A 647-nucleotide genomic window follows, 5' to 3' on the forward strand; every position below is an offset into this window, starting at 1 on the left:
TCNNCNNNNTNNNCACCGGGGGAGAGGCCGCAGGTCGGCCGGGCGGCGGGCGGTACGGGCAGGGGTACGGGTACGGGTACGGGACTCAGCGGGTGACCGGGCGGCGCGGCAGCGGCGACGAGTACACCACGCTCGTCGTCACCGACCCCAGCGCGCCGATCCGCCCCGACACCTCCTCCAGGTGCCGCATCGACCGGGCGGCGACCTTCAGGACGAAGCAGTCGTCCCCGGTGACGTGGTGCGCCTCCAGGACCTCCGGCGTCGCGTCCAGCAGGTCGTGGAACGGCTTGTAGTTGCCGTGCGGGTAGCGCAGCCGGACGAAGGCGAGGACCGGCAGGCCCAGGGCCTCCTGGTCGACGACCGCCGTGTACCCGGTGATCACCCCCGCCTCCTCCAGCCGCCGCACCCGCTCGGTCACGGCGCTCGCCGACATCGACACCGCGCGGGCCAGCTCGGCGAAGCTCGCCCGGCCGTCGGCCTGCAATGCCTGGAGGATGCGCCAGTCGGTGGCGTCCGGTGAGAATCCCGTCATGGACGAGGGATAGCAGGGGATTCCCCGGCGGAACAAGAGAGCGGCCGGGAATCGCCCCTTCACCCCGGTGATCACCGACCGTAGATTTCCCGACGTGAACCCCACCCCCACGGAC

At 72.1% G+C, this 647-nt stretch carries 1 protein-coding gene; it reads right to left on the bottom strand.

The window, feature by feature from the left end; translation table 11 throughout:
• Nucleotides 1-85: 85 nt before the first annotated feature.
• Nucleotides 86-532: an Lrp/AsnC family transcriptional regulator gene (locus MW084_RS21940; RefSeq protein WP_010473638.1), complete on the bottom strand. Its 447-nt coding sequence runs from the start codon at nt 530-532 to the stop codon at nt 86-88.
• Nucleotides 533-647 lie beyond the last annotated feature (115 nt).

Origin of the sequence: Streptomyces sudanensis (genome assembly GCF_023614315.1) — a bacterium.
GTDB classification, from domain to species: Bacteria; Actinomycetota; Actinomycetes; order Streptomycetales; family Streptomycetaceae; genus Streptomyces; species Streptomyces sudanensis.

Coding starts and splice junctions, on each gene's coding strand:
- MW084_RS21940 (WP_010473638.1), bottom strand. CDS start 532: ATGACGGGATTCTCACCGGACGCCACCGACTGGCGCATCCTCCAGGCA.